We start from the raw sequence: 26255 nt of genomic DNA on the forward strand, positions 1-26255 counted from the left end.
GGCGTGCGTTATGATCGGGAATACGGGAACACTATTTTGATGAACCGATGCAGCGAGACAGGCCACATGCCTGCCACTGACAATTTTGTAACGGCTAGGGCCGATATGGCTGGGCATCTGGCGTCCGGCTATAAGGGCTTGACCGGCCATGCTGGGCGATTTGCCTTTGCCCTGACATGCGGGTCGATGCTGGCAGGCGTGCCCTATGCCGCTATGGCTCAGGATGAGGCCGCTTCTGCTGCTACTCCGACTGCAACGGCTCAACCGGCGACTGCGCAGCCCGCTCCTGCACCAGCTCCTACGACGGATATTATCCGCACAATCAGCGTATCGGGTTCCGAGCGGTTGGAGCCAACCACCATCCTCAGTTACATCCGCCTGCGGGTGGGCCAAGAATACACCTCTGCCGCCGCTGACCAGGCTTTGAAAGACCTTGGCGCGACCGAATTGTTTTCGCGCTTCAACATTCGCAATGACGGCGGCAATGTCGTTATCACGGTCACAGAAAACCCGGTGATCAACCGGATCGTTATCGAAGGCAATAAGCGCCTCGATAACGAGAAGATTTTGCCCGAAATCAAGCTCGCGCCGCGGCAGATTTTCACGCGGTCCAAGGTGCGCGCCGATGTGGCCCGGATCATCGAACTGTATAAGCGCCAGGGCCGGTTTGCTGCCAGTGTTGAACCCAAAATGGTGCAGCTGCCGCAAAACCGCGTCGATGTGGTGTTTGAAATCAGCGAAGGGCCGAAATCGAAAGTCCGGCAGATCAATATCATCGGGAACGAGAAGTTTTCCGACGGCGATCTGCGCGGTGAGATGGTGACAAAGCAGGCCCGCTTCACCCGCTTCTTCAGCTCCAACACCAGCTACGATCCCGATCGTCTGGCGTTTGACCAGCAAAAGCTGCGGCAGTTTTACCTAACCGAAGGCTACGCCGATTTCCGCGTCGTTTCAGCGGTGGCGGAACTAACGCCCGATCAAAAAGACTTCATCATCACATATGTGGTCGAAGAAGGTGAGCGCTACAAGTTTGGCGATGTGCAGGTCGACAGCCAATTGCGCGATTTTGACAGCGATGTGATGACCACTCAGCTCGGCATGAAGGGCGGCGATTGGTACGATGCGAAATCGGTCGAGGATACGGTTGAGCAATTGACTGAGGTCGCTGGCCGTTTTGGCTATGCCTTTGCCGATGTCCAGCCGCGCTTTAACCGCAACCCTGATGATCTGACGATGGATATTACCTTTATCCTGCGTCAGGCTCCGCGTGTTTATGTCGAACGTGTCGATGTGAACGGCAACACATTGACGCAGGATAAGGTTGTTCGGCGCGAATTTCGCATCAGCGAAGGTGACGCATTTAACTCGCTTGGCATTCAGCGCACCACTGCTCGCATCAATTCGCTTGGCTATTTCCAAGAGAATTTCGAGGTCAATCAGGTGCAGGGCAGCGCGCCTGATCGCATCGTCCTTGAGGCAAACGTAGAAGAACAGCCAACGGGCGAATTGCAGTTTTCTGCCGGTTTTTCATCAATTGAGCAATTCATCCTGGCGGGCAGCATCCGCCAGCGCAATTTCCGCGGGCGAGGGCAGACCATTGGGTTGAGCCTCAATTACTCGCAGTTCTCGCGGTCTGCGCGGATCAGCTTTACTGAACCGTATGTGTTTGATCGGAACATCCAGTCCGGCATCGATATTTACCGGCAGGACTTCAACAGCTTCAACCGCTTCGGTAGCGATCGCAACACGACTTTTGAACAGGCGACAACAGGGTTTGCTGTTCGCTTGGGTGTGCCGCTCACTGAATTTATGTCGCTGGTGGGGAGCTACACGCTTAATTACGATGAAGTCAGTCTTGATCGGGACTTGTTCTTCTCCGATTTGAACGGCGATGGCACAACGGAATGTGATCCTTTGCTGGCCGGCCGTTTCTTGTGTGATGCGCTGGGTGACCGGTTGAGTTCGATCCTCGGGGTCAGCCTCAATTACAACTCCTTGAATTCCAGACTCCGTCCGACACGAGGCCGCACTGTTTCGCTCACAACCGAGTTTGCAGGGTTGGGCGGTAATGTCCGTTATCTGCGTTTCCGCGGGCGGGCGCAGCAGTTCTGGAACGTCGCAAATTCGGGCTTCATATTCTCGCTATCTGCGGAAGGGGGCACGATTGTGCCTCTGCGCGACCGGTTCGTTGACGGTGTTGATGTTGATGATGTGTTGCTGACCGACAGGTTTTTCCTGGGTGAGCCGCAGTTTAGAGGTTTTGACATCCGCGGGGTTGGCCCGCGTATTTTGACCCAGCCTTACATAACCGATGCGGATGGCAATCTGACAACCATCACCGATCGCGATCAAATCCGTGATGATGCCCTTGGCGGGCGCAATTTCTACCTTGCGCGTGCAGAGCTTGAAATTCCGCTTGGCACAGGTGCCCGCGAACTTGGCCTTAGACCATCGATCTGGATGGATGTTGGCGCGCTGTGGGGTGCGGATGCGCCCGTGTTGCAAGACAACCCCAATGGCATCCAGTTCACTGATGCTGATGGCAATCCACTGTTTCTTGAGGTTGTTCAAGCAACAGACACAAATGGTGACTTGCTGTTTAACACTGACGGTACACCGACGCTCACCCGGATGTCCACGATCAATCCAATTGCGGCCGATGGGGTGACCGCAAACACTGCGAGTATTCGCCAAGGCAGCGCAATTCGTGAGGTGTTCTTGGGCAATTCGCCAAGCCCTCGCATAACCGCCGGTATCGGCGTCAACTGGAACTCGCCTTTTGGGCCGTTCCGGATCGATTTTGCCCAGACCATTCGTAAGGTCGAAGGCGATGATGACAAGACATTTACATTCAACGTAGGAACCCAGTTCTGATGACTAAACTTACCAAATCGCTTGCAGCAGCAGGCCTCGCTCTTTCCACAATGATGGCCAGCCCGCTCGCGGCTCAGGTTGAAGGCAAAGTCGGCACCGCCAGCATCTCGCGCGCTGTTCAAGGTTCGACCGCGTTGCAAAACGCCTATACGCAGGTCAATCAGACCTATGTCGCGCAAATCCAAACCGCGCAGACCAAGCAGGGTGAGCTTCAAACGCTGATCCAGCCGTTCGATACGGATGGCAATGGCGAGATTAGTGAGACTGAGAGCAACGCGTTGCAATCGGCCCCGAATTTCGCGCAAATCCAGACGCTGCAAGCCGAGATCTCGGCTATCAACGATCAGGTTACCGCAGCGCGCGTTTACGCTGTTGAGCAGGTGCTTGGCCAATATCCCGCGGCCTTGCAGGAAGTTGCAACCCAAAACCAGATCCAGATGGTGGTTGATCCTGCCAGCCTGCAATACGCAGTTGAAGGTGCTGATATTACCCCGCTGGTGGTGACTGCTCTGAACGCCAAAGTTCCAACCGTCGGTATCGTGCCGCCAAGCGGCTGGCGCCCTGGTCCCAATTCGGTGCAGATTTTCCAGGAAATCCAGCGCCGCGCTTTGCTTCGCTCTATTCGCGAACAACAGCAGCAGCAGCAGCAGCAAGGCGCAGCCGAAGCGCCGTCGGGCCGCTAAGGTCTGCGCGATCAAGCAAAGGGGCAGAGCATGAGTGACGACACCGCAAGCGCGCAAGCGCCCAAGCCGTCGATTGTGGACTATGACATCCACAAGATCCTCAAGGCTCTGCCCCATCGTTATCCGCTTTTGCTGGTTGACCGCGTCCGCTCGATTGAGCTGGGAGAGCGCATTCATGCGGTGAAAGCCGTCAGCATGAATGAAGAGTTCTTCCAGGGGCATTTCCCCGGCGCTCCGATCATGCCGGGTGTCTTGCAGATTGAGGCTTTGGCGCAGGCTGCAGCAATCCTTGGGATTGAGACGCTTGAGCTGGCTGGCACGGGCAAGCTTGTGATTTTCATGGGCATTGACAGCGCCAAGTTTCGCTCTCCAGTCACACCCGGCTGTTTGCTCGATCTTGAGGTTGAATTTCTTCAGCAGCGCCGCACGATCTACAAATTCAAAGGCAAAGCCAGCGTCGAAGGCAAGACGAGCTGCGAAACCGAATTCACTGCGATGATCGCCGATCCTCCCAAAGGCTGATGGGGCCAAAGACTGATCGAGTGCGCGCTGGCTCATGCGTGAGACATGGACCGGTGAGGAGGGGTTTTGCAAAAGTTGCGATCCTTCACAAAATTCGGAAAAACCATAAGAATTTCGCTTTTTCGCCAATCTGTGTGTCACCTTATTCATCTTTCACTTTGCGCGGCTAAAAAGCGCGCTGCCAATCAGCCGGGCTGGCGTCGCCATTTCAACCGATTGGCTTTGTTTTAACGGGCGCAGCAAGTGTAGGAAAACAGCCTGTTCACGCAGGCTTGCTATTTCGATCAAAGCAGCCTAATCGGCGCGCTTTCCCGCATCACAGCTCACCCGGTCGGAACCGGGCACCAGCTAGCAAGGACTGATATTATGAAGACCGAAGGTCACCCCGATTACCACATGATTACGGTCAAGATGACCGATGGCACCGAATTCCAAACGCGCTCCACCTGGGGCAGCGAAGGGGATACGCTGGCGCTTGATATTGATCCCACCAGCCACCCGGCCTGGACTGGCGGTCAGAAACAAATCCAGGAAGGCGGCCGCGTTGCAGCCTTTAACAAGCGTTTCGGCGGGCTTTCGCTCAAGAAATAAGCTTTACCAGCGCCGCATTCCGGCGCTTGCGAATAATTCAGATTTGGCCGTGCCGGACCTACCGGTGCGGCCAAAATCGTTTTCAGACGTGGCGCATTACGCTAGTTGCGACGGATGAACGCATGGATTTATCTTGGCATCGCGATTGTGTTGGAAGTGACAGGGACCATCCTGCTCAAACTGTCTGACGGGTTTGAGAAATGGCATTGGGGGGCGCTGTCCATCCTTGCCTATTCGGCGTGCTTTTGGGCGCTTGCCCCGGCGATGAAGGTTTTGCCGGTGGGTATCGTCTATGCAATCTGGTCAGGCGTGGGGATTGTCGCTGTCAGCGTCATTGGCATTTTTGCTTTTGATGACCGGCTAAGCGCGCTGCAATATGTGTTTATCGCGATGATTTTGACCGGCGCAGTCGGACTAAACCTGACCGTGCAGCACAATTAGTCGGCGGCATTAAACCCGGTCGAGAGGGATGTGCATTCCGTCAGGCGGTTCAATCGTGATCGTGTCGCCAGGCGAGACGGTGCCGCCTTTTAGCGCGACGCACATAATGCCAGCCTTGCGGATTAGGCGTGTGCGCGTTTTGATCGCAAGATGTTTGAGCAGGCCCGGCTCAAACGTATTCAATTGCCCGCACGGATTGCGCAGCCCGGTTACGCTAAGCACCACATCGGGTCCAATCCTCAGTAGTGTATCGCGGCCCAGATCGAGCAGATCAACGCCGCTGGTGGTGATATTTTCGCCCAGATCGCCGGGGCGGATGGTGAAACCTTTCGAACCCAATTCGTCAAACAGCTCGCGGTGGATCAGATGCACTTGCCGCAAATTGGGCGCTTTCGGGTTCACTTTCAATCGGCTGCGGTGCTGGATGGTCTGACCGCCATGCGCATCCCCATCGACCCCAAATCCAGCCAGCACACTGATTTTGCGCGCTTTTGGTTTGGAGAATCGATGCCTGGTATCGCGGCTAACAGCCACGACGCTGCCGCTTATTGCGGGGGCATCTGATGCTTCGGTTGCCATGGTTGATCCCTCTACCAAGGTCACTTTATCAGGATGGAAGCTGCGCCTCTCGCCGGTTGAAAGCAAGTGAATTCGTTGCAATTGACCCTTGGTGCTCGGCAAGCGGTTAAAGAGACAAGGCCGCTGCATAGGCCTGAAGCTATCCCCAGGGGCGCTCGCGATACCATTTGGTGATGACGTATTTCAGCCCTTTGCGCACTTTCATTCCGTGATGCAAAGTCGCTGGATTAACGCTGCCATCGGGGCGTTTGTTGTTCCAGCACACCAGCTTTCCCTGCTCGGGCTGAAATGTTTTTGACAAAGCCTTGAAACGGGTGGCCCCGCCTGCCTCGACTGCATTGAGGTAGATCATGAAGGTCCAGGTTCTATTGCCCGCAACTGAGCAAAACTTGTCAAAATCGGCGCCGCCCGGAGTGAAATAGTCGGTGTGGGCCTTAAATTCTTGACCCACATCGTACCTTTGCCCTTGCAAGGGTTCTCCAAAAGCGGGGTCGAGGCCGCTTAAAGCGGTAAGTCTGGCTTCGATTTGCGCCACTGCAGGATCTTCAGCGGCAAGATCGCAGGTTTCGCTGGTGCGGAAATAATTGTCGCCATTGTGATCGGCAATCGTGGAAGGGCGGCGATCTTTTTCGATCAGCGCGATCAGCTGCTCGCACAGCGGCGTATCGACAAAGTTCTTGATCTGGAAAATCTGCGCCTTGGGGCTGGGCAGGCGCTGCAGGCCAGCATCGGCGTGCGCGGTCATGGATTGCGGGACAGATTCGGCAAGTGGGTCCATCGCTTCATCTGTAAAATCGTCTCAGGCTGAAGCAAGGGTAAGTGGGCATGCGACATAAAATTGCGCGCAAGGTCGCTTGAGGTAAGTTTTCCCTTCCCTTGAAAAGCGCTTTGTGCAACACGCTCGCGCCCGGATAGCATGGTCTTGACGGGCGTGGCAGTGGGCGTAAACCGCCGCTCTTGCGCGAATGCTGACGGGATTGATCTTCAGTGAAGGTCTTCGAAATCAGCAAAGGCATGTGGCGACCGTAGTTCAATTGGTTAGAATGCCGGCTTGTGATGCCGGAGGTTGCGGGTTCAAGTCCCGTCGGTCGCCCCACCTGCTTTATCGAAGTCGCGCTGAGATATGAGGCACTTCGCGCATGACCGCTTTCTGGACTGAGCCTGATTTTGACGATCACGAATTGGTGCACTTTGTGCGCGATGCAAAGTCTGGCCTGACAGCCATTATTGCGCTGCATTCGACCCATCTTGGCCCCGGTGCTGGCGGAACCCGTTTTTGGCATTACGCTGATCCCAAAGATGGCCTGCGCGATGCGCTGCGATTGTCGCGGGGGATGAGTTACAAAAACGCGATGGCTGGTTTGCCAATGGGCGGAGGTAAAGCTGTCATTCTGGCGGATGATGCGCGCACCAAAACCCCTGCATTGCTAGACGCATTTGGCGATGCGGTTGAGGGATTGGGCGGGCGTTATGTCACGGCCGAAGATGTTGGCATTTCCGAGGCAGACATGGTCGCAGTGGCAAAGCGCACCGCCCATGTCTCTGGCCTACCAGCAAACGGGGAAGGGGCCGCAGGCGGCGATCCAGGCCCGTTTACCGCGCAAGGTATCTATCAAGGGATCAAAGCGGCAGTCCGGCACAAGCTTGGCAAAGACACCATGGCAGGCGTTCATGTCGCGGTGCAGGGCACCGGCAGTGTTGGCGGGGGCGTTGCGCGTCTGCTGGCGGCTGACGGGGCAAAACTGACATTGGCCGATATCCGCAAGGAAAGCGCTGCCGAGCTTGGGGTAGAGCTTGGCGCAGAGGTTGTTTCAGCGGATACGGTCCTGACCACGCCGTGCGATGTGCTCAGCCCCAATGCATTGGGCGCGATATTTGACGATGAGAGCATTGCAGCCTTGCAAACCCCAATCATCGCAGGCGGCGCGAACAATCAGCTCGCGCGTGCCGGGCATGGGGCAAAATTGTTTGAACGCGGCATTCTGTATGCGCCTGATTATGTGATCAATGCAGGCGGTATTATCTCTGTCGCGATGGAATATCTTGGGCGGCGCGATGCCACCTCATGTTCGCTCGATGACGTGTATGCGCGCATTTCGCAGATACCAGAGCGACTGACCGAAATCTGGGATACCAGCGAGGCGTCGAAAACGTCGCCCGATATTGTCGCGGACCGGATGGCTCAAGACCTGATCGGGCGCGGCTGAAGCCCATTGAGAAGCGCTCTGGCTTCTTATGCACCCGGTTTTGCATCATTTGCGCCGCCTTTCCCCTTGGCGCATCCGGGCACACACAGTAATGCCGTGCGTTAGAGATCCAAGGTGCATATCTACGCAAACCCAAAGCGCTTTTTGACGCTTGCCAATTGGCTTATGCCGCTGCTGCTGTGGAGCGGGCTTGCGCTTGCTGTTGGGGCGATGATCTGGGGCCTGTTTTTTGCCCCTGCCGAAGCGTTGCAGGGCGAAAGCGTGCGCATCATTTTTATCCATGTGCCTGCGGCATGGCTGGGCATGGGCGGCTGGACTGGCATCGCTTTATCCAGTGCGGCTTTGCTGATCTGGAAACATCCTCTCGCAGCCATTGCGGCGCGCGCGATTGCGGTGCCGGGAATGGTGTTTTGCGCGATTTGTCTTGCAACCGGGTCGATCTGGGGCAGGCCGACATGGGGCACGTGGTGGGAATGGGATGGACGCTTGACGAGCATGCTGGTGCTGCTGTTCCTTTACATGGGCTATATCGCGCTGTCGCAGGCCAGCGTTCGCGATGGCGGCTCTGACAAGATAGCGGCCATTTTCGGCCTAGTGGGCGCGATCAATATCCCGATCATCAATCGCAGCGTGGTGTGGTGGAATTCGCTCCATCAGCCCCCGTCGATCACCGCTGGCAAAGCGTCGATGAGCGCGGATTATCTCGTGCCGCTGATGGCTGCGGTCATCGGGTTTTCGCTTTTGTTTGGGGCCACCGTGCTGATGCGAATGCGAACTCTCATTGCTGAGCAGCAGGTCGAGGCGCGCTTGCGCCGCCGGGCTCTGGATGATGAACCTGCACCCACCGCCGCGCGCCCCGCAATGGAGAATGTGTGATGCGCGAAAGCCTCGATCATTGGCCCTACATCATCGGCGCATATGGTGTTGGGATTGGCGCGCTCGTTTTGCTCATCGGCCTCAGCTGGATCGCAATGCGCCGCGCAGAAAAGCGCCGCGATGAGGTGAAACGCCGATGACCGATCCTAACGCTTCGGCAAACGGACCGATCAAAGCAAAGCACCAAAGGCTTGTTCTGGTCGTTATCGCTGCGCTCGCGATTTTGGGGGCGGGGTTCTTGGCGGCGTGGGCTTTGCCCAATCAGGCGAATTTCTTTTATCTGCCGGAACAAATGGTCGATGATCCGCCCGAAGTGGGACGCGCGGTGCGGCTGGGCGGGATGGTTGCGCCCGAAACGCTGACCCGGCTGGACGATGGCGTGACGGTGGAATTTGCTGTTTCCGGCAATACGCCTGACCTCGTCAAAGTGCGTTACACCGGCATCCTGCCAGATCTATTCGTCGAAGGGTCAGGCGTGATCGCAGAGGGCTCCCTCGCAGAAGACGGTGTTTTTGTTGCCAGCAACCTTTTGGCCAAACACGATGAAAACTACGTGCCCCGCGAACTTGAAGGGCTGGAAAGCCATGAGGCTGCGCAAGCCGCCGCTGATACTGCGGTTGGTTTGGATTAGGGCGGGTAAAGCGGCACCATGATCCCTGAAATAGGTCTTGCCGCCTTGTGGCTCGCCGCAGCGCTTTCGGTTCTGCAAATGGTCGCAGGCGCGCTTTCCATGCGCGAAGTTTCCGAAGGACAAGCCGGGCCTATGGCGGATTTTGCGCGTCCTGCGGCTGTGGTTCAGGCGGCGCTGGCAGTGCTGGCATTTGCGGCATTGCTGTATGCGTTCGCGGTGACCGATTTGTCGGTCAAACTGGTGGCCGCCAATTCGCATTCGGCCAAGCCTGACCTTTACAAAATCACGGGAACCTGGGGCAATCACGAAGGTTCGATGCTGCTTTGGGTGGCGGTGTTGGCGCTTTCGGGCGGTCTGCTCGCGGGGCTTGAGCGGCGCTTGCCAGAACGAACGATGCAGGCCGCGCTTGCAGTGCAGGGGTTCGTCGCGCTGGGATTTTATGCGTTTTTGATTGGCTCATCCAACCCCTTTCAGCGGCTTCCTGTACCAGCGGCGGAAGGCATCGGGCTGAACCCGCTGCTGCAAGATATCGGCCTCGCGCTGCATCCGCCCACGCTTTACGTCGGTTATGTCGGGCTGTCGGTGGCATTCAGCCTTGCGATGGGCGCGCTTATCACACGGCAAGTCACGCCCGAATTTGCGCGCGTCATGCGGCCATGGGTGTTGGGAGCCTGGGTCTTTTTGACGCTGGGCATTACGGCGGGCTCTTACTGGGCCTATTACGAGCTGGGCTGGGGCGGCTGGTGGTTCTGGGATCCGGTTGAAAATTCATCGCTTATGCCTTGGCTGGCAGCAACCGCGTTAATGCATTCGGTGAGCGTGCTGGCAGCGCGCGATGCACTGCGCACTTGGACGATTATGCTGGGCGTGCTGGCCTTTTCCATGTCGATGCTAGGCACATTCCTGGTGCGTTCCGGCGTTCTGACCAGCGTTCACGCATTTGCTGTTGATCCAGAGCGCGGCACATTCATCCTTATTCTGTTGCTGCTGTATATCGGCGGCGCACTGGCCATTTTTGCGATGCGTGCAGGCGCTGTTGCGGAAGGCAAGACTTTCGCCGTGAACAGCCGCGAAGGCGCGCTTGTTTTCAACAATGTGATGCTGACGGCGATTCTTGCGATTGTCCTGCTCGGCACGCTGTATCCTTTGTTGACCGAGGCGTTCGATGTGCGGGTTTCGGTTGGGCCGCCCTATTTCAATCCCGCAGGGGCAATGTTTGCGATCCCGATGCTGCTTGTGATGGCAGTTGGGCCATTGCTCAGGTGGAAACAGGACAAGGCTGCGCGCATCAACCGTGAGCTGATACTGCTCGCTGCGGTGCTGATTGCGGGGTTGGTGATTTTCGGCGTCATGGCTGATGTCAGCGTGCTGGCTCTGCTGGGTTTAGGCTTGGCTTTTGCGCTGGCCTTGGCCGCGTTTTTACCGCTGCGCGGGCGAAAACTTGCCCGCACTCCTGTGGCCGTGTGGGGTATGGTGTGCGCGCATTTTGGCGTGGCGGTTGCTTTGTTCGGGATGGCCTCGGAAAGCGCTTTCACTCAGGAAAAGCTTGCCGCGGTTACTGCTGGCGAGACGGCGCAAATTGGCGATTGGGATGTGACGTTGAACAGCGTTGATGCTGTGGCAGGCCCCAATTGGACTGCGATGGAAGCGCGCCTTTCGGTCAGCCGCGGCGGCGATCCGGTGGTGCTGTCTCCGCAAGCGCGAAACTTCTGGTCACCCGCCATGGCGACAAGCGAAAGTGCGCTGCTTACCCGCTGGGACGGGCAGCTTTACGCCGTTCTGGGTGAAAGTGTCGGAGCCGATGAAACGGGCGCGGAACGCTGGCAATTGCGCGTCTGGTGGAAACCGTTTGTGACATTTATTTGGTATGGCGGATTGCTGATTGGGCTGGGCGGAATGCTTGCGATGATTGGCCGCCTGCGCGATGATTTGCGCCGCCGCCACACTGTTCGCCGCCGCGAAGAACAGCGCGAGGATGAGGCCGAAGCGCGGGCCGCATTGGCGCATACGGTCCGGCAGGAGCCAGCTGAATAATGCGCCTCATCTATTTGATACCGCTAGGGCTGTTCGCATTCATCGCAGGGCTGGGGGGCTATATGCTCACTCAGGTAAAGGACGACACGATCCCCTCGCAGATGATCGCCAAGCCTCTGCCCGAATTTGATCTGCCGCCTGCTACAGACGGGGTGAAAGGCGCATCAAGTGCAGATTTCGGACAAGGCGAACCGCGTCTTCTCAACCTATGGGCCAGCTGGTGCCCGCCATGCATCGCCGAAGCGCCGCAATTGGAAGCGTTAAAAGAGGCAGGCGCTCCGATTATCGGCATAGCCATGCGCGACACGCCTGAAGACGTGGCCGCGTTCCTTGACGCGCACGGTAACCCCTATATCGCAATAGGACATGACGAAATATCGGCGATCCAGTTTGAGCTTGGCTCATCGGGGCTGCCCGAAACTTATGTGATCGATGGTGAGGGCGTGATCCGCTATCAGCATATCGGCGATATCCGTAAAGAGCATGTGCCGATGCTGCTCGAAATGCTGGAAAAAGCGAAGTGATGCGCGCACTGGTCATGTGGCTGCTGCTTGCCGCAGTCCCGCTTCATGCGCAGGACAATGCGCCGCCTGCGCCCTATGCCAATGTGCAATTGGAGGATGCCGCGCTCGAGGCGGAAGCGACCGCTTTGATGCACACTTTGCGCTGCCTCACCTGTCAATCGCAATCGATAGCTGACAGCGATGCGCCCATGGCAGGAGATATGCGCCATCAGGTTCGTGTGCGACTGCTGGAAGGCCAATCGCCTGACGAAGTGCGCAGCTGGTTGATTGATCGGTATGGTGATTATGTCAGCTACACCCCGAAAATCAGCCAGACGACATGGCCATTATTTGCCGTGCCGGTGCTTGTCTTCCTGATCGTCACACTGGTCCTGTGGCGGCGATTGAGGCGTCAGGCCAAAACTGCGCAGGTGAGCGAGTGATCGGCTGGTTTTCCGTGTTGGCACTGGCGCTCGCGACCTTTGCTTTTGCTGCTTTCGCTTTGAAGCTGCCACGGCAAAGCTGGGCGCTGTTTGCTGCTGCCTTGTCACTGGGGCTGGCGGGTTATGCCTGGCAAGGCGCGCCGCAGCAGGCGTCTTCCCCCAAGTCGCCAGTGACGGCTCCTTCAGGTTCGGGCGAAGGCATGGTCGAGGCGCGCATGCAATTGTTTGATCCGGTGCAGCCGAAACCTTCGTATCTGATCACGTCGGATGCATTCGCGCGGCGCGGGCAATTTGGCGATGCAGCCGGGCTGTTGCGCAAAGGTCTGAGCGATAATCCCGATCATCTCGAAGGATGGCTGGCTTTGGCCATGTCGCTCACCGGGCATGCCGATGGAGTGGTCACGCCTGCGGCGCTCTATGCGTATGACCGTGCGCGCGCGATCAATCCTGCCAATCCGGGAGCGGATTTCTTTCTTGGCATATCATACTTGCAAACCGGAGAGATACGCGAGGCGCGTGCTGTTTGGGGCGAATTGCTTTTGCGTTCGCCCGAAGATGCGCCCTGGCGGCCCGAACTGGAACAGCGCATCGCCGGTCTCGATCAGATGATCGCGAACGCGCCGATGCTGCAGCAAAACCGCCCAGAAGCCGCGCAGCAGGCTGAGACGCAGCCTTGAGCTGGTGTTGCGAGTGTAGCCGCGCAGTGCTAGGCGCGCGGCCTTTCGGGGATCAATCCCTCGCAATGGGAATACCGCATTGAAATGAGCGAAGCCACGGCTCCCGCACACCAACCTCCCGTAGGGGGCAAAGGGCACAGCGCGTCGAAGGGCGCGCTCGCGGTCGGCGCGATTGGTATTGTGTTCGGCGATATCGGGACAAGTCCGCTTTACGCGTTTCGCGAAACCTTCGTTGGACCGCACCCTCTGGCTGTCGATACACCCCATGTGCTTGGCGTTATCAGTTTGATCTTCTGGTCGATGACTTTGGTCGTCGCGATCCAGTATGTCACGATCCTGATGCGCGCCGATAACAAAGGGCAGGGCGGCTCGCTCGCTTTGGTGGCGCTGATTTCGCGCAGCATTTCAAAGTCGAAATATGGCTGGGTCGCCGTGCTTCTGGGCGTGTTTGCGACATCGCTGTTTTATGGCGATAGCATGATCACGCCTGCCATTTCGGTGCTGTCTGCCGTTGAAGGGCTGACAGTGGTGGATGCGGGGCTGCAACGTTATGTCATCCCGATTGCGCTCGTCCTGCTCGTGTGCCTGTTCCTGCTGCAAAAGCGCGGGACAGCCAAAGTGGGCGCTCTGTTTGCGCCTGTGATGATTGTGTATTTCTGTGTGATTGCCTCTCTGGGCGCTTGGCAGATCGTTCAGATGCCCGAGATTTTGTGGGCGCTGAACCCCTATCACGCGGTCAACTTTTTTGTGCTGGACGGCTGGCTCGCGTTCCTGGCGATGGGCAGCGTCGTGCTTGCGGTGACAGGGTCTGAGGCGCTGTATTCGGACATGGGCCATTTCGGGCGAGGGCCGATGCGTCTGTCCTGGTTTGGCTTTGTGATGCCATGCCTGCTGCTCAATTACTTTGGCCAAGGGGCCATGATTATAGGCATGCCGCCCGAAGCGGCGGCGGCTGCCATCCAGTCACCGTTTTTCTTTCTGGCTAGCGAGGAATGGCGTTTGCCTCTGGTTTTGCTCGCAACGGTTGCCACTTTCATCGCCAGTCAGGCCGTGATCTCGGGCGCGTTCTCGATCACGCATCAGGCGATTCAGATGGGATACATTCCGCGGCTGTCGATCAGGCATACGTCTGAAACTGAGGGCGGGCAGATCTATATCCCAGTGGTCAATTGGGCGTTGATGGTCGCCGTCATTATCCTGGTTTTGACGTTCCAGAACTCTTCCAACCTCGCCAGCGCTTACGGGATCGCAGTGACGGGCGCTGTTACCATCGACACCTTGTTGATGGGCGTGTTGTTTGTGGGCGTGTGGAAGTGGAAATGGTGGTATGCTGCACCCATCGTCGTCCTGTTCCTGATCGTCGATGGCGCATATTTCGCTGCCAACCTGACAAAGGTGCCCGATGGCGGATGGTTCCCGCTTATGATCGGCTTTATCGCGTTTCTTTTGCTCACCACATGGGCGCGCGGGCGAAAGCTTATGCGCGCCAATATGTCAGAGCATGCGCTGCCGATCGAGATTTTCGCTAAGTCTGCAAAGAACTCTGCATTGCGCGTACCGGGCACCGCGATTTTTATGGCCAGCCAAAGCTCAGGCGTGCCTTCGGCGCTGCTTCACAACATCAAGCACAACAAGGTGCTGCACGAACGTGTCGTGATCCTCACGGTTGATATTCAGGATGTGCCCTATGTCGATCCGGAGAAAAGGTGCGAATACACCGATATGGGCGACGGGTTCTACCGCGCTGTGCTGCATTATGGCTTTATGGAAGAAACCAATGTTCCGCTTGGCCTGAGGCATATGGAGCGGTGCGGCGGCGAGTTTGATATGATGCAAACCAGCTTCTTCCTGTCGCGTCAGACATTACTGGCATCAGACAAGCCGGGCATGCCAATCTGGCGCGAGAAGATATTCGCATGGATGTTGCGCAATGCGGCCAATGCGATGGACTTTTTCAAATTGCCGACAAACCGTGTTGTCGAATTGGGCAGTCAAGTCGAAATCTGACACGCGCGGGGCGCTTGTTCACAGCTTTATTTGCAATGCGCATTCATAAGTGACGGCTCCATACAATCCGCATAACCGGGCATCCATGCTAGCTATAACTCAGTCGGATGTTTCCGATTTGCGGTAATATTTAACAAGTGAATGTCCCGATGTGGTCTTTTCCACACAGGACATTTCCTGAAACAGCAAGTTACATGATATGCAGTTGCATCAACACAGAATCACGAAGTAGTAAAAAGATCAACTTCCAATAGGGGCGAGATCATGACAGCACGTCGCGTTTACACCTCGGGTCATCGCGAAGCTCAATTAGGGCACAGAGGGTATCTGGATTTCGGTTCACGCCGGTCCGTCGACAACCAAGAAGAGGTTTTGCAGGCCGTCCGCGCTGAACGCGCGCGCCGCGATCTCTATATGAATTGCGAGCTTGCTGGCAGCGGTTGGGAATACCACGCCGCTTAAGCACGCGCGCTCCTTGGTCCCTTGCGGCTAGACACTTGTTCAACACGCCCGGCGCTCGTGAGAGTGCCGGGCGTTGTTGTTTCTAGGGTTTATTCAGGCAGGTTTGTCGTCTGCGCTTTGGGGTTTGTCGCTTTCATCATCGCCGCCAACATCCAGCCCGTATTTGAGAAGCATTGGGATCTGCGAGAAGGTGAAGAGGAACGATAGCGGCAGAAACACCCACAGCTTTGCCCATAGCCAGCCCTCAAATGAAAGAAACGCGCGTAGACCCTCGTTCAAGCCGGCCAACAAAAGGAAAAACACACCCCAATTGCGCGACAGTTTCAGCCAGCCTTCGTCCGAAAGCCCCTCAAAGGCCGCCTCCAGCAGGATTTTCAGCAGCGGTCGGCCCATCGTATATCCAGCGAGCAATGCCACGCCGAACACGCTGTAAATGATGGTCGGCTTAAGCTGCACAAAGACAGGATCGCCAAACAGAATGGTGAGTGCGCCAAATCCGACAATCAGTGCGGTCGAAAACCACAGCATGGGCGAGATTTTGCCGAGCAGTGTGCGGCTTGCGATCAATGCGGCGACAGCGGCGACCATAAAAGCAATTGTCCCGGAAATTATCGCGACCAGCTCGCCCGCCGGGTTCGGATCATCAGGCGCATTCCAGCGATAAACCCCAAGGAACACAAGCAAGGGCCCGTAATCGATGACGACATTCAGCCATCCCGAAGCCGGCTTTTTCTCCGCAGCTTTATCGGTTTGCGGTTCAGACATCACGCGACCCCAGCGATGACACGCGCAACAAGATCGGGATCGAAGGGGCGCAAATCTTCCATTTTCTCTCCCACGCCGATCGCGTGGATCGGCAGGCCATATTGCTCAGCCGCTGCGACAAGCACACCGCCGCGAGCGGTCCCGTCAAGCTTGGTCATGATGAGGCCAGTGACCCCTGCGACTTCCTTGAAGACATCAATCTGGCTCAATGCGTTTTGTCCATTAGTAGCATCCAGAACCAGCACCACATCATGCGGCGCGGCCTCGTTCAATCGGCCAAGAACGCGGCGGATTTTCGCCAGCTCGTCCATCAGCTCGGCTTTGTTCTGAAGGCGGCCTGCGGTGTCGACCACCAGTGCATCAATCCCGGTATTGGTGGCTTGCTTTACCGCATCGAACACGATGGATGCCGGATCGCCGCCTTCCGGCCCTTTAACAATATCGACGCCGGCCCGCTCTGCCCAGGTTGCCAATTGGCCAATGGCCGCAGCGCGGAATGTGTCGCCAGCGGCAAGCAGCACGCCGTAATCGTCTTCCATAAACAGATGGGCGAGCTTTGCGATGGTGGTGGTTTTGCCCGAGCCATTGACCCCGATCACAAGGATGACCTGGGGCCTTGGGAAAGCGTTGACTTCCAACGGTTTTGCCACCGGGCGCAGGATTTCTGCGATTTCTTCAGCTACCGCCTCTTTAAGCTCGGTTTCGGTGATCGCGCTGCCAAAACGCTTCTCGGCCAGCTTGGCACGGATACGGCTTGCCGCAGCCGGGCCGAGGTCCGAGATGATGAGCGCGTCTTCGATATTGTCGAGCTCGTCATCTGATAATTTGCCGCCGCCAGCCAGGCCTGACAGATTTTCGCCAAGGCGTTCCGACGTCTTGCGAAAGCCGCCAAGCAGCTTGTCGCTCCATCCAGCAGGTGCCTCGCTCATCGCAGCAGCCCTTGTTCAATACGGGTTGGCGTGACGTTCACGATGGAGCCTGCGGGCGTTTCGGGGGGCAAAGCAATTCTTGCATAGTCCGGCGCATAGCCTGTGCCATCGCGTTCGGCGAGGACGCTTTGCGAATTGCCCACATGGGAAAACAGCCAGTCCGCCCGGATATCGGCGATGGCGGCGCGCAATTCGCCTGCGCGGCTTTTGATTACCGAACGGTCCAATTGCGGCATGCGCGCAGCGGGTGTTCCGGGGCGGGGAGAGAAGGGGAAAACGTGGCCGTGGACGATATCAAGCTCGCGGATGATTGAGAGGTTTTCGCCGTGGTGCTCACCGCTTTCGGTTGGAAAGCCTGCCATCAGATCTGCCCCCACTGCGATATCGGGCCGGCGCGCTTTTAACCGGTCAACCAATCGCACTGCATCTTGGCGCAAATGGCGGCGTTTCATGCGCTTTAAGATCAGGTCTGCGCCGTGCTGCAAGGAAAGGTGAATATGCGGCATTACCCGCTGTTCTGAGACGATCAGATCTTCGAGCAGCGGATCAATTTCGATCCCGTCCATGGATGACAGGCGCAACCTTGCTCGTTGGCTAAGTACATTCAGGATAGAGGACACAAGGTCGCCCAGAACAGGCGTGTTGGAAATATCATGTCCCCAACTTGTAAGATCAACACCCGTTAGGACAATTTCCTTAGCCCCTAAATCAAGGTGCTGTTCCACCTGCTCCAGCACCTCGGCCACACTCAAAGATCGGCTCTTCCCGCGCCCTTGAGGGATCACGCAGAACGTGCAGGTATGATCGCAGCCATTCTGCACCGCGATAAAGGCGCGCGTTTTTGTAGGGGCCAACGGAGCCTTTTCCGCCGCGATGTTAAAACTGCGCGGATCAAGCTTTGCCGCATTGGCAACCAGCCCATCGACCTCGTCCATCGCGCCCAAAGCGTTGCGCTCAATATCGGCGGCGCAGCCGGTGACGATCAGGCGCGCACCGGGGCGTTCGCGCCGGGCTTTGCGGATGGCCTGACGCGTCTGGCGCACTGCTTCTGATGTGACCGCGCACGAATTGACGACCACCAGATCGCTTTCCTTGGCGAGCATGGCGCGCATGCGTTCGGCTTCGGCTGTGTTCAATCGGCAGCCCAGATTGATGACTTCGGCGCGTGACGTTGCTGGGCGAGAAGGCGCTGGCTGAGGGGTGGCAGTACGGGGAGGCGCGTTCATGCGTAATCATCCCATTCGATAGTGCCGCGAAACGCCTCTGCCGCGGGGCCTTTCATGGTGATGGAGCCGCCGCGTTCCCACTCAATCACCAGATCGCCGCCGGGCAGAGTGACGGTCACCGGGCTTTGCACGATACCTTTGGCAATGGCGACGGCGGCGCTCGCGCATGCACCTGTGCCGCACGCGCGGGTCAGCCCTGCGCCGCGTTCCCACACATGCAGTTTGATATGATTGCCGCCAGCAAGGCTTAAAACGTTAACGTTAACCCCTTGGGTAAATGCGGCATCGGTCTCTATCACAGGGCCGATTGCGGCGAGATCGACCCCGTCGGCATCATCCACCACAAATACGGCATGCGGATTGCCGACGTTTACCGCCATGGGCGCTTCAAGCATTGCGCCTCCTTCGCCCCAGGCAAGCGGCATGGCGGCAGTGTCCATCGGGAAGGCAAGCGGGATCGCATCCCAATCGAACCGGGGCACGCCCATATCGACGCTCGCACCGGCTTCAGACGGGGTGAGAGCAATGACCCCTCCGCCCGTTTCAACGCGCGCAGGTTCGCCGTGCAGGATCGCCACAGCGCGCGCAGCATTGCCGCAGGCTTCCACTTCGCTGCCATCTGAATTGAATATCCGCATGCGGAAATCGGCAGTGTCCGACAGTTCAAGCACAATCACCTGATCGCAGCCCACACCGGTACGCCTGTCAGCCAGCGCGCGCGCGGCGGTTGCAGTCATGGCGGGCAATGCCTCACCGCGCCCGTCAAGCACGACGAAATCATTGCCAAGCCCGTGCATCTTGATGAAGGGAATGCGCATGGTCTTGCCAGCGCATTTATGCATGGCAAAGGCAATCGTCCAGTCTTGTGCGGTGCCGTGATTTATTGGGCGATGTAGCGGGGGGCCCTAACAGGCGCTTTATTGGCTCGCGGTGCGGCGCCAATCGGGGCGGTGTTCTTGGCGCAGGTCTGCGATGTCGGCCTCTTCGTCAGAGGAGGCAGGCGCGGCAGTGATTTCAAGATCTTCAGGCGCGGCATTGACCAGCAATTGGCCCGATTGGCCCAGCCGCTTGCACACATCCAGCGCGCTTTCAGGCTGACCATACAGATAGCCTTGCCCTTTAAACCCGCCTTTGCTTTTGAGCGCGTCCAGCGTCGCCTGATCCTCGATCCCTTCGGCGGTGATCGGCATGCCCAATCCATTGCCCAGCGCCACAATCGCATCAACCACGGTGGTGTTGCTGGAAGAATTGGTCAGATCGCGGATGAAAGAGCGGTCAATTTTCAAACGGTCAAACGGCAGGCTTTGCAATTGTTCAAGGCTGGCATAGCCGGTGCCAAAATCATCAAGGCTGACACGCACGCCCTGATTGCGGAGGCTGGTAATCATCGAACGCACCATGGCGATGTTATCGTGCAGACAGCTTTCGGTGATTTCGATTTCAAGGCGCTGCGGGGGAAAATCGCATTCGACCAAGGTTTTGAGCAGTTTTTGCGCAAACCACGGATCGCGCAATTGCACAGGCGAGATATTGACCGAAATCGAAATCGAAGGATCCCAATGGCGCGCATCGGCAAATGCCTTGCGCATCAGCACATCGGACAATTCATTGATAACGCCAATTTCCTCGGCGATGGGGATGAACAATTCTGGGCTCATCAAGCCCAGTTCGGGCGATTGCCAGCGCGCCAGCACTTCAAACCCGACCAGCGTACCCGTTTCCAGATCAACCTGCTGTTCGTAATAGGGGACGAATTCGTCGCGTTTCAATCCGGCGCGGATGCCCGTTTCCAACTGGTTGCGAAAACGCAGTTCATTTTCCATCGAAGGTTCAAACCAGCAGAACCGGTTTTTGCCTTCTTTCTTTGCGTGATACATGGCGATGTCCGCCATGTGCATCAGCCGATCGCATTCGCTTTCCTGCGGGTCTTTCACCAGAGCATCAAATTCATGCGCAAGCCCGATGGAGATCGTCGCATGGGCAGTGATGGTGTTCAGTTCAAACGGCGTGGCCAGTTTTTCGAACAAACGGATGACCAGATCATCGACGCGGTCCTGCTGCGTTTTGTCAAACGGCACGGCAAAAGCAAATTCATCGCCGCCCAGACGCGCCAGCGGGGTGTCTGCTGGCAGCAGTTCTTTCAGCCGCTTGGTTAAAGCCATCAGCAATTGATCGCCTGCCATATGGCCATGAATGTCGTTTATTTTTTTGAAGTTGTCGATGTCGACCATCGCATAGGCAATGCCCAAACCGCGATCATTCGCGATTTCTTTGGTCTCCAACGTGGCTTCGGCCATGCTGCGGCGATTGAGGCATCCGGTCAGCGGGTCGATTTCGGCCAAGCGGCGCGCGCGGTCTTCGGCATCTTCGCGTTCACGGATTTCCATGGTCAGCTGGCGATAACGCCGCCAGCCAAAGATGATCAGCGCGACATTCAAAAGAAGAGCGTTGACGAGCAGGAAATCGGGGCCTTCTCCGCCAGCCAAAAGGGCCGCAACCACACTGGGCAACACCGATCCGCCTGTGCCGACGAACAGAATTATCGCAGCCGTAGCAATGCCTAGTGCGACGATATCGCGATTGGCGATGCTCAGACGGTCAGATGCGTGTTTGGTTGCCACTATTTGCACTACCATGCTTCAGGTGAAGCGCGGTCCCCATTTGCTGCCCTTATCAATATGAAACAACTAGGTGGATGTGATAAATAAAGTGTTAACAGCTCACTAACGCGGCGAAGGGGTTGCCTAAGGGTGGCGATCTTTGCGCTGCGCGTTTAAGCAGAACATCTACAGACTTACTGCCGCGATCAATGAATTAGGAGGTTAGGTGTGGCCAATACTCGCCCCAATTACTGGCTGATGAAATCCGAGCCGTTCAAATACAGCTGGGATGATCTGGTTGAGGAAGCAGAGGGCACGTGGGACGGGGTGCGCAACCATTCGGCAAAGCTGAACCTGCGCGCAATGGAAGTGGGGGATGAGGCGTTCTTCTACCATTCACGCGAAGGGCTGGAAATTGTTGGCATCGCAAAGGTTTCGGTGTCCGGCATTATGGACCCCACCGATGAAACCGGCAAATGGGATGCGGTGAAGATCAAGCCTAGCCGCAAGTTTGATAATCCGGTGACTTTGAAACAGATAAAGGCGGTGCCCGAACTGGCCAATTGCGAACTGGTGCGATTATCGCGGCTATCGGTTGCGAAAATCACGCCGGAGGAATGGGAGATCATCTGCAAAATGGCAGAGGATTGAGGCAGGGGGTTGACGAAGGGGCCTATTCGCGCGCTCGAAGCCCTGAAATGGTCGCTCCGCTGGCGGCGAGCTGTTCGACATCAATCTTTAGGTGGATCAGGCGGAGGCCCTTTTTGGCAGTCGCTTGGGCCAGGGCCGCTTCGAATTCGGCCGTGGTCGAAACCGCAGCGGACCACCCGCCAAAGGCTGCGCCGAGCGCTGCAAAATCGGGATTGCTCAGCTGGGTGGCAGAAACGCGCGCGGGATAATCGCGCTCCTGATGCATGCGGATGGTGCCGTAAGCTCCGTTATCGACCACCAGCACCAGCAGGTTTGCGCCATATTGAGCAGCGGTCGCCAATTCCTGACCGTTCATCAGAAAATCGCCATCGCCTGCGACCGCTACCACAGTGCGGTCCGGATATCTTAGCGCTGCTGCAATGCTGGCGGGCACCCCGTACCCCATCGCGCCTGATGTGGGAGCAAGCTGAGTGGGGTGACCTTGATAACGCCAATACCGGTGCCACCATCCGGCGAAATTGCCCGCTCCGTTGCAGATGATGGTGTCCAGCGGCAAGGCCTCTCGCATCGCTGTGACGCAGGCTGCCATGTCGAGTGCTGGCGGATTTTCGCTTCTGGCTGAATAAGTGGCCCATTGCTGCCATTCGCGGTGCGCGCTCGCGCCTGCATCAAAGGGGATGATGCTGGCATCGTCCCACAGGCTGGCGGCCTCGGCAAATTCATCCATGCTGCATGCCATGGCAAGGTCGGCGGGGTAGACGCTGCCGAGTTCATCGGGGTCAGGGTGGATGTGGATCAGCTTTTGATTTGCGGCAGCGGCGCCGGTTTTGGGCGCAGGGACGGTGTATCCATCGGTGGTCGCCTCGCCCAAGCGCGCACCCACGGCAAGGATCAGGTCAGCATCTTTCACGCGGGCCACCAGTTTGGGATTGGGGCCATATCCCAGATTGCCGGCATAGACAGGTGAAGACGGCGCAATCGCATCCTGCCGGCGAAAAGCAGTCGCAACCGGCAGGCCGATCTTCTCGGCAAAGCTTTCAAAATGATCGCGCGCTTTCGCGTTCCAGCCTGCCCCGCCAATGATTGCAACAGGGCTGGCCGCATCGGCGATCATCGCGAACATCGCCTGCATGGCATCCGGGCAAACGGCCTGGGCAGGGCGAGTGACCGCGGGGCGCGGGGCAAGGTCAGCTGGCACTTCATCGCAAAGCATATCTTCGGGCAGGGCAAGCACGACAGGGCCGGGCCGCCCGGAAATGGCAACCGAGTAAGCGCGCGCGATATATTCAGGAATGCGCCGCGGATCATCAATGCGCGCCGCCCATTTGGAAATGGGGCCAAAGAAAGCGGGAAAGTCGATCTCCTGAAACCCTTCGCGATCCCGCATATCGCGCGCGACATCGCCGACAAACAGGATCATCGGCTGGGAATCCTGATGCGCCACATGCACGCCGATGCTCGCATTGGTCGCGCCGGGTCCGCGTGTGACAAAGGCAATGCCGGGCCGCAGCGTTTCGCCTGCGCTCAGCGCGCCGTCCGCGCACGCCATAAAGGCCGCGCCGCCTTCCTGGCGCACAGTCACAGTATCAATGCCGCCGGCATCATGCAGCGCATCGAGCACCGCGAGAAAGCTCTCCCCCGGCACGGTAAAAACCCGGTCGGTCCCTTGTGTTGCCAGACATTCGACCAGCAAATCGCCTGCCCGTTTGGTGTTTTGCATTGTCATAATGGCGCGCTCTCCCTTGCGTCCTAGCGCTTAGCGAGGCGGGCATGGTCAATCAACGCGGTTAAGGGCGGGGCTAACTGTCCCGCTGTGCAACATGGCCGCGAACCGGGCTGGGCAATCGTTAAAAAAGTCTTAAGATTACGCTCATGTCTTTTGCAAGTCTTACCCAAGTTCGCATTCGCCCCACTCGCGATCCAGAAGGCGCCAAAACACTCGCGCCGGCTGCCAATCCGCGGTTCTCGGAAGGCCGCAGGGCGCTCGTCCTCACCGATGAGCAGGCCAATCATCCTTTCCGCGCGACGCTTCCCGCCCATGTGCGCGAAGATCTGCACGACATCCCGGCAGAAGCGCTGTGGCAATTGACGAAAGATGACGTGCGCGGTGCGGCAACAACCTATGTTGCGGCAACAGCGGCGATCCTCGCCTTTATTGTCTGATTATTCGACAGCTTGAGGGGCGAGGGCTTTTGCCTCTTTTTCGGCTTTGAAAAGCAGGTATCCGAGCCAAGCTGAGACCACTGTCATAGCGGCGGCGAGCAGCAATTGTTCTGCGCTTGGAACCCCGATAAAGCTAAGTGCCATCGCAATCAAAGACCCAATTACCATCGACACGGAATTCACGACGTTGTTTGCGGCAATCGTCCGCGAGGCCGCATCGTGTTCACATCGAGTGGTGAGGAAGGCGTAAAGTGGGACTACGAAGAACCCGCCTGCCGTCGAAATCCCTAGCAGCATCAAAGAGAGCGGGACGGCTAGCGGCTCAAGTATCCACTGTTGGATTGGAAGTAGCTCGCCTGCAGGGTCAGCTGGCCATGATTTTACTACAAAGTAAAAGCCAATCACGAAGCAACCCATGACGACAACCGAAAGGGGTGAGTAGCGGGCTGAAACTTCGCCTTTAAGCAAAGCATTTATTCCAATCGAACCAATGGCAATTCCTATTGAGAATATCACAAGAAATAGACTGGCGACTTCCTTGCTTGCGAGCAACTGGTTCTTGGCGAGTGGCGGGAATTGGATGAACAGCACCGCACCGATGGTCCAGAAAAAACTAATGGCAACAATTGCAAACCAGATCTCGCGATTGTCCATCGTGTGGCGGATGAGTTTCCAACTCATCACTGCTTGGTCAGCAATGGCGACTGGTGCATAGCCGAGCCATCGTAAGACTGGATTTCCGACCTTTTTGGCATATGGCTCGAGCAGCGGGTAGTGCATCTCGTAGTCGCTTTGCGGAGGCGCATCTGGCACATAGCGTGATATCCAATAACCGACGAGTGCGGTTATCACGATAAAGACCATAGCTAGTTCAATCGCAATAAACCCGGCAAGTATCGTACCGGTAAGTATAGCAATATAGGTCCCAGCTTCGATTAATCCCGTACCGGGTAGAACTTCCTCTTTTTCAAGATGTTGTGGGAGGATCGAGTATTTGATCGGTCCTAGGAATGTCGATTGGGCGGCCGCCAGAAATACTACAAGAAGGAGCAGCGGTATGGCGATTGTGTGCACCATGATGCCTTGCCAAGCCATATACAGGCCGATCGCGCCGAGTGTTGTCCAACCAATCTCGCAAATCTTGACTGTGCGTATGATCATGGCTTTGTCGCGAGTGTCGGCGAGCTGTCCCGCAAGAGCCGATAGGAACACAAATGGGAGGATGAAAATACCGGTCGCAAGTCCGCTGAACAACGCTTCTTGTTGTTCATCATTATAAACCGAATAAACAACAAAGAGCACAAGCGCGGTTTTGAACAGGTTATCGTTGAACGCGTTGAAAAACTGCGTGACCATAAGCGGCAAAAAGCGCTTTTGGCGCATCAGGTTTGTCGATGTTGTCATGCGTTAGAGCGAGATGGCTAACCCTGCGCTGTTTCCCCGTGATCGTTTGACATAGCGATGAACCCCAATCGATCAAGGCGGCCTGCACAAGTCCTGTGCATGGCCTGCGCGCTTACCCTTTGGCTTATAGGTCAGAGCGGCTAAGGGATTGTGAACGTTATGCTGACTTTGCCCAACATCCTTACGCTGTCGCGCATTCTGGCTGTGCCATTGCTGGGCTTCTTCCTGTGGTGGCCCGAATGGAAGCTGGGATATCTGATCGGTTTTCTGCTGTATTGCGGGATTGCGATCACTGATTTTTTCGATGGCTATCTTGCCCGGGCGCAGGGGACCGTTTCAAAACTCGGCATCTTTCTCGATCCGATTGCGGATAAGATTATGGTCGCATCGGTTATTTTGATCCTGACAGCGCAAGGATATCTGCGCGGGCCGTATGTGGGGGATATGCATGTCATCGCAGGGGCAGTGATCCTGATCCGGGAAATCGCCGTATCGGGATTGCGCGAATTTCTGGGCGGTATCCAGATATCGGTTCCGGTCTCAAAACTGGCCAAATGGAAAACGACATTTCAGCTCATCAGCCTTGCCGCGCTGATCCTTGGCGGCGCGCTTCATGGCCAGCCTTGCCAATCGCTGGCGGCTGATTGCGGGACATTTGCGGACAATTGGATGCACGTAATTGGGCTGACGACTTTGTGGGCGGCTGCCGTGCTGACATGCATCACCGGGTGGGATTATCTGCGCGTTGGCCTGAAACATATGGAATGAGCCCGCGATCAGCCGAGGCTCACGCGCAGATTAACGGTTCATCGCAAGTTGCTCTCTGGCTGTCTGTCTGGCCCCTGTTTTTGAAAGAACCATTCATTTACGCGCAATGTCACAGCGTCATTTGGCGTTTGTGAGCGCGAGCTGTGGTTAGGCACTCCGGCTTATGTTCACGTTAAAAAGAGGACCACACCAACAGGGATTCACACGGATCAATGCCGT

At 57.0% G+C, this 26255-nt stretch carries 27 protein-coding genes and 1 tRNA gene; 19 read left to right on the forward strand and 9 right to left on the reverse strand.

Annotated features, from left to right (window positions below; all coding sequences use genetic code 11):
* The first annotated feature begins 105 nt into the window (after positions 1 to 105).
* The 5 genes from bamA (at position 106) to AC0V6W_RS14170 (ending at position 5111) form a co-directional block, all read left to right on the forward strand.
* On the forward strand, positions 106 to 2874 hold the full coding sequence (bamA, locus tag AC0V6W_RS14150; RefSeq protein WP_486151655.1) for an outer membrane protein assembly factor BamA: 2769 nt from the start codon (positions 106 to 108) through the stop codon (positions 2872 to 2874).
* Positions 2874 to 3557, forward strand: a complete 684-nt coding sequence (locus AC0V6W_RS14155) for an OmpH/Skp family outer membrane protein (protein ID WP_486151037.1) — start codon at positions 2874 to 2876, stop codon at positions 3555 to 3557. The genes bamA and AC0V6W_RS14155 overlap by 1 nt, the downstream gene beginning before the upstream one ends.
* Positions 3558 to 3587: 30 nt before the next feature.
* Positions 3588 to 4079 (forward strand): 3-hydroxyacyl-ACP dehydratase FabZ, encoded by a 492-nt coding sequence (gene fabZ / locus AC0V6W_RS14160; protein ID WP_486151039.1) that lies wholly within the window; start codon positions 3588 to 3590, stop codon positions 4077 to 4079.
* Positions 4080 to 4445: 366 nt separating this feature from the next.
* Complete coding sequence (rpmE, locus tag AC0V6W_RS14165; protein ID WP_486151041.1) at positions 4446 to 4670, forward strand: 50S ribosomal protein L31; 225 nt, start codon at positions 4446 to 4448, stop codon at positions 4668 to 4670.
* A 114-nt stretch (positions 4671 to 4784) separates the two neighbouring features.
* Complete coding sequence (locus AC0V6W_RS14170; RefSeq protein WP_486151043.1) at positions 4785 to 5111, forward strand: DMT family transporter; 327 nt, start codon at positions 4785 to 4787, stop codon at positions 5109 to 5111.
* A gap of 9 nt (positions 5112 to 5120) precedes the next feature.
* On the opposite strand, the gene AC0V6W_RS14175 is transcribed toward AC0V6W_RS14170, so the two are convergent.
* Both AC0V6W_RS14175 and AC0V6W_RS14180 read right to left on the reverse strand, forming a co-directional pair.
* Positions 5121 to 5714 (reverse strand): MOSC domain-containing protein, encoded by a 594-nt coding sequence (locus AC0V6W_RS14175; RefSeq protein WP_486151045.1) that lies wholly within the window; start codon positions 5712 to 5714, stop codon positions 5121 to 5123.
* 115 nt (positions 5715 to 5829) lie between these two features.
* Positions 5830 to 6468, reverse strand: a complete 639-nt coding sequence (locus AC0V6W_RS14180) for a prolyl hydroxylase family protein (protein ID WP_486151047.1) — start codon at positions 6466 to 6468, stop codon at positions 5830 to 5832.
* A gap of 241 nt (positions 6469 to 6709) precedes the next feature.
* Here AC0V6W_RS14180 and AC0V6W_RS14185 point away from each other — a divergent pair.
* From AC0V6W_RS14185 to AC0V6W_RS14235, 11 genes are all read left to right on the forward strand, one after another.
* Positions 6710 to 6786: transfer RNA gene (locus AC0V6W_RS14185), tRNA-His, on the forward strand.
* Between the two features lie 43 nt (positions 6787 to 6829).
* Positions 6830 to 7897 carry a Leu/Phe/Val dehydrogenase gene (locus AC0V6W_RS14190; protein WP_486151049.1) on the forward strand — a complete coding sequence of 356 codons (1068 nt, stop codon included), beginning with the start codon at positions 6830 to 6832 and terminating at the stop codon, positions 7895 to 7897.
* A 114-nt stretch (positions 7898 to 8011) separates the two neighbouring features.
* The gene (gene ccmC / locus AC0V6W_RS14195) at positions 8012 to 8773 is read left to right on the forward strand and encodes a heme ABC transporter permease CcmC (RefSeq protein WP_486151051.1); all 762 of its coding nucleotides are present in this window, start codon (positions 8012 to 8014) and stop codon (positions 8771 to 8773) included.
* On the forward strand, positions 8773 to 8913 hold the full coding sequence (gene ccmD / locus AC0V6W_RS14200) for a heme exporter protein CcmD (RefSeq protein ID WP_486151053.1): 141 nt from the start codon (positions 8773 to 8775) through the stop codon (positions 8911 to 8913). Before ccmC ends, ccmD begins: the two co-directional genes overlap by 1 nt.
* The gene (ccmE, locus tag AC0V6W_RS14205) at positions 8910 to 9404 is read left to right on the forward strand and encodes a cytochrome c maturation protein CcmE (RefSeq protein WP_486151055.1); all 495 of its coding nucleotides are present in this window, start codon (positions 8910 to 8912) and stop codon (positions 9402 to 9404) included. The genes ccmD and ccmE overlap by 4 nt, the downstream gene beginning before the upstream one ends.
* A gap of 18 nt (positions 9405 to 9422) precedes the next feature.
* Positions 9423 to 11438: a heme lyase CcmF/NrfE family subunit gene (locus AC0V6W_RS14210; RefSeq protein WP_486151057.1), complete on the forward strand. Its 2016-nt coding sequence runs from the start codon at positions 9423 to 9425 to the stop codon at positions 11436 to 11438.
* Entirely contained in the window at positions 11438 to 11962 is a 525-nt protein-coding gene (locus tag AC0V6W_RS14215) for a DsbE family thiol:disulfide interchange protein (RefSeq protein ID WP_486151059.1), read from the forward strand. The genes AC0V6W_RS14210 and AC0V6W_RS14215 overlap by 1 nt, the downstream gene beginning before the upstream one ends.
* The gene (locus AC0V6W_RS14220; protein ID WP_486151061.1) at positions 11962 to 12384 is read left to right on the forward strand and encodes a cytochrome c-type biogenesis protein; all 423 of its coding nucleotides are present in this window, start codon (positions 11962 to 11964) and stop codon (positions 12382 to 12384) included. The genes AC0V6W_RS14215 and AC0V6W_RS14220 overlap by 1 nt, the downstream gene beginning before the upstream one ends.
* A complete protein-coding gene (locus tag AC0V6W_RS14225; RefSeq protein ID WP_486151063.1) occupies positions 12381 to 13061 on the forward strand; it encodes a tetratricopeptide repeat protein in 681 nt (226 codons plus the stop codon). The genes AC0V6W_RS14220 and AC0V6W_RS14225 overlap by 4 nt, the downstream gene beginning before the upstream one ends.
* Positions 13062 to 13145: 84 nt before the next feature.
* Positions 13146 to 15068 (forward strand): potassium transporter Kup, encoded by a 1923-nt coding sequence (locus AC0V6W_RS14230; RefSeq protein ID WP_486151065.1) that lies wholly within the window; start codon positions 13146 to 13148, stop codon positions 15066 to 15068.
* A 264-nt stretch (positions 15069 to 15332) separates the two neighbouring features.
* Positions 15333 to 15530 carry a hypothetical protein gene (locus AC0V6W_RS14235; RefSeq protein ID WP_486151067.1) on the forward strand — a complete coding sequence of 66 codons (198 nt, stop codon included), beginning with the start codon at positions 15333 to 15335 and terminating at the stop codon, positions 15528 to 15530.
* 93 nt (positions 15531 to 15623) lie between these two features.
* Here AC0V6W_RS14235 and AC0V6W_RS14240 read toward each other — a convergent pair whose 3' ends face one another.
* From AC0V6W_RS14240 to AC0V6W_RS14260, 5 genes are all read right to left on the reverse strand, one after another.
* Complete coding sequence (locus AC0V6W_RS14240; RefSeq protein WP_486151069.1) at positions 15624 to 16295, reverse strand: inner membrane-spanning protein YciB; 672 nt, start codon at positions 16293 to 16295, stop codon at positions 15624 to 15626.
* Complete coding sequence (gene ftsY / locus AC0V6W_RS14245; RefSeq protein ID WP_486151071.1) at positions 16295 to 17224, reverse strand: signal recognition particle-docking protein FtsY; 930 nt, start codon at positions 17222 to 17224, stop codon at positions 16295 to 16297. Before ftsY ends, AC0V6W_RS14240 begins: the two co-directional genes overlap by 1 nt.
* Positions 17221 to 18450 carry a MiaB/RimO family radical SAM methylthiotransferase gene (locus tag AC0V6W_RS14250; RefSeq protein ID WP_486151073.1) on the reverse strand — a complete coding sequence of 410 codons (1230 nt, stop codon included), beginning with the start codon at positions 18448 to 18450 and terminating at the stop codon, positions 17221 to 17223. The genes ftsY and AC0V6W_RS14250 overlap by 4 nt, the downstream gene beginning before the upstream one ends.
* Positions 18447 to 19268 (reverse strand): diaminopimelate epimerase, encoded by an 822-nt coding sequence (dapF, locus tag AC0V6W_RS14255; RefSeq protein ID WP_486151075.1) that lies wholly within the window; start codon positions 19266 to 19268, stop codon positions 18447 to 18449. The genes AC0V6W_RS14250 and dapF overlap by 4 nt, the downstream gene beginning before the upstream one ends.
* Before the next feature lie 99 nt (positions 19269 to 19367).
* Complete coding sequence (locus AC0V6W_RS14260) at positions 19368 to 21071, reverse strand: putative bifunctional diguanylate cyclase/phosphodiesterase (RefSeq protein ID WP_486151077.1); 1704 nt, start codon at positions 21069 to 21071, stop codon at positions 19368 to 19370.
* 237 nt (positions 21072 to 21308) lie between these two features.
* Between AC0V6W_RS14260 and AC0V6W_RS14265 the strand changes: the two genes are divergently transcribed.
* A complete protein-coding gene (locus AC0V6W_RS14265) occupies positions 21309 to 21701 on the forward strand; it encodes an EVE domain-containing protein (RefSeq protein ID WP_486151657.1) in 393 nt (130 codons plus the stop codon).
* Between the two features lie 22 nt (positions 21702 to 21723).
* Here the strand turns inward: AC0V6W_RS14265 and AC0V6W_RS14270 are convergent, their stop codons facing one another.
* Complete coding sequence (locus tag AC0V6W_RS14270; protein WP_486151659.1) at positions 21724 to 23421, reverse strand: thiamine pyrophosphate-binding protein; 1698 nt, start codon at positions 23419 to 23421, stop codon at positions 21724 to 21726.
* A 152-nt stretch (positions 23422 to 23573) separates the two neighbouring features.
* Here AC0V6W_RS14270 and AC0V6W_RS14275 point away from each other — a divergent pair, with 152 nt between their 5' ends.
* The gene (locus AC0V6W_RS14275) at positions 23574 to 23864 is read left to right on the forward strand and encodes a hypothetical protein (RefSeq protein ID WP_486151078.1); all 291 of its coding nucleotides are present in this window, start codon (positions 23574 to 23576) and stop codon (positions 23862 to 23864) included.
* Here the strand turns inward: AC0V6W_RS14275 and AC0V6W_RS14280 are convergent, their stop codons facing one another.
* A complete protein-coding gene (locus tag AC0V6W_RS14280) occupies positions 23865 to 25268 on the reverse strand; it encodes an MFS transporter (RefSeq protein WP_486151080.1) in 1404 nt (467 codons plus the stop codon). It abuts the gene before it with no gap.
* Positions 25269 to 25427: 159 nt separating this feature from the next.
* Between AC0V6W_RS14280 and pgsA the strand changes: the two genes are divergently transcribed.
* The gene (gene pgsA / locus AC0V6W_RS14285) at positions 25428 to 26036 is read left to right on the forward strand and encodes a CDP-diacylglycerol--glycerol-3-phosphate 3-phosphatidyltransferase (protein ID WP_486151661.1); all 609 of its coding nucleotides are present in this window, start codon (positions 25428 to 25430) and stop codon (positions 26034 to 26036) included.
* Positions 26037 to 26255: the final 219 nt, after the last annotated feature.

Source organism: Erythrobacter sp. JB1-7 (assembly GCF_057365015.1).